Here is a 2159-nt window from a genome sequence, read left to right as displayed (position 1 = left end):
GGTAGACGACGGTAACCTGTATAATGTAGGCTTTTTATGCAAACGCGACGGTACATCTGAGATGTACACCAAGATACACATTACCCCAAATGAAGTGAACTACTGGGGTATGGTGGGCGGTAACGAGATAAGGACCTTTGATACCGATTGCGGTAAAATAGGCATTATGATATGCTACGATGTGGAGTTTCCTGAGCTGTCGCGCCTTATGGCCGATGATGGTATGGAAATACTGTTTGTGCCTTTCCTTACCGATACCCAAAATGGCTATACCCGTGTGAGGCATTGCGCGCAGGCGCGTGCCATTGAAAACGAATGTTATGTTGCCATTGCAGGCTGCGTAGGTAACCTGCCCGGGGTAAACAACATGGATATTCAGTATGCGCAGACTGCCGTATTTACACCTTCAGATTTTTCTTTCCCATCTAACGGCATCAAGGCGGAGGCTACGCCAAATACCGAGATGACCATAATCGTCGACGTTGACCTGGATCTTCTGAAAGAACTTCACGAGTTTGGGAGCGTACGTATCCTGAAAGACCGTCGCCAGGATTTGTATAAGCTAAAAAAATCTGTTCTTGCTAAAACGGAAATGCCTGTAGACAGCAAACCAAAAGCAGAAGAGACTCCAACGCCTGCGCACCACGCAGGGAGTACTTTAAAAACATCGGCTGTGCGGCCGGTAAGGGCATCGACTACAAAAGCAGCTGAAGAAAAGCCTGTGAAAACAACCAGAGCAACGGCCAAAAATGGCACTGCCACTACACCTAAAGCAACTACGGCAAGAGCACCGAGAGTATCGGCGGCAAAAGCTACCGAGCCTAAACCTGCCCCACCACGAACACGAACACCAAAAAAGGACGAATAATAGTATGACGCGTAACTGCCCCGAGTGCGGAGAGAAAATTGTAGGCCGCGAAGACAAAAAGTTTTGTAGCGATGCCTGCCGCAACGCATGGAACAACAAGATAAATAAAGACAGTAATAACTTTATGCGTAACATCAACAACAGGCTGCGCAAGAACAACCGCATACTGAGCGAAATTAATGTAGAGGGTAAAACCAAAACAACAAAATCGAAGCTGATGAGCAAGGGTTTCGATTTTGAGTATTTTACCAACCAGCTGCATACCAAAACGGGCAATACCTACTTCTTTGTCTACGAGCAGGGCTACATGCCACTGGAAAACGATTATTATATCCTTGTACGTAAAGACATTTCCTGATGCAGATCTCTATTTTAGGCTGTGGGTGGCTGGGACTTCCCTTAGCACAAACGCTGATCGAAAAAGGCTTTTCGGTCAATGGTTCGACTACTTCACCGGCAAAGACCGGAAAATTAAAAACAGCAGGTATTAATCCTTTTCTTATCAGCCTTACGGCAAATGGTATTGAGGGCGATATCGAAAGTTTCCTTCAAGGGAGCGAAATTCTTATTATTGATATTCCGCCAAAGTTGAGAGGCGAAAATAAGGAAAGCTTTATCGATAAGATAAAAACGCTTATTCCCCATATTGAAGCTTCAGGCATTACCAAAGTAATGTTTGCAAGCTCTACCGCCGTATATGCTGAAGATAACACCGTTGTAACCGAAGAGACTCCTGCAAAGCCGGAAACCGAAAGCGGGAAACAGCTTTTAGAGGCCGAAGGGCTTTTGGCAAATGCCAAATTCAAAACTACGATCCTGCGTTTTGGGGGACTTATTGGCGAAGACAGACAACCTGTAAAATATCTGGCCGGAAGGGAAAATCTTGAAAACCCTGACGGACCGGTAAACCTCATCCATCAAAAGGATTGCATTGGCATTATACTGAAAATCATAGAGACTGATAAATGGGGCGAAATCTTTAATGCCGTGGCTACCTACCATCCTACGCGGGAACAGCATTATACAGAACAGGCTGCCGCTCTAAATCTGCCGTTACCAAAATTCAGCCATGAAAAACCATCGCGCGGAAAAACAGTGAGTTCACAAAAAACAATCGATGTTTTGGGGTATCTTTTTGAGAAATAATAACGATCAGAACCTCTATAAAAAGGTTTGGGGCGGGACTTTTAATCAAAATCCTCGCCCTTCCACCCACACACGTGAAGACCTATTACATTAATAACTACTTTTCACTGCCTGCTATTAAATTTAGCTGAGTAAGGTCGTACAG

3 protein-coding genes are annotated in these 2159 nt (G+C 44.9%); all 3 read left to right on the top strand.

Features of this window, described 5'->3' with window-relative positions:
• Positions 1-868, top strand: an 868-nt coding sequence (locus tag ACX0HA_RS17575) for a carbon-nitrogen hydrolase family protein (RefSeq protein ID WP_458846611.1), incomplete at its 5' end; no start/stop codon positions are given.
• Between the two features lie 4 nt (positions 869-872).
• Complete coding sequence (locus ACX0HA_RS17570; RefSeq protein WP_458846610.1) at positions 873-1226, top strand: hypothetical protein; 354 nt, start codon at positions 873-875, stop codon at positions 1224-1226.
• Positions 1226-2014: an NAD(P)H-binding protein gene (locus ACX0HA_RS17565; RefSeq protein WP_458846609.1), complete on the top strand. Its 789-nt coding sequence runs from the start codon at positions 1226-1228 to the stop codon at positions 2012-2014. The genes ACX0HA_RS17570 and ACX0HA_RS17565 overlap by 1 nt, the downstream gene beginning before the upstream one ends.
• Positions 2015-2159 lie beyond the last annotated feature (145 nt).

The sequence above is a fragment of the Flavobacterium hauense genome (assembly GCF_054457175.1).
Note: the sequence above shows the minus strand (reverse complement) of the source record. Positions and strands in the feature narration are given on the sequence as shown.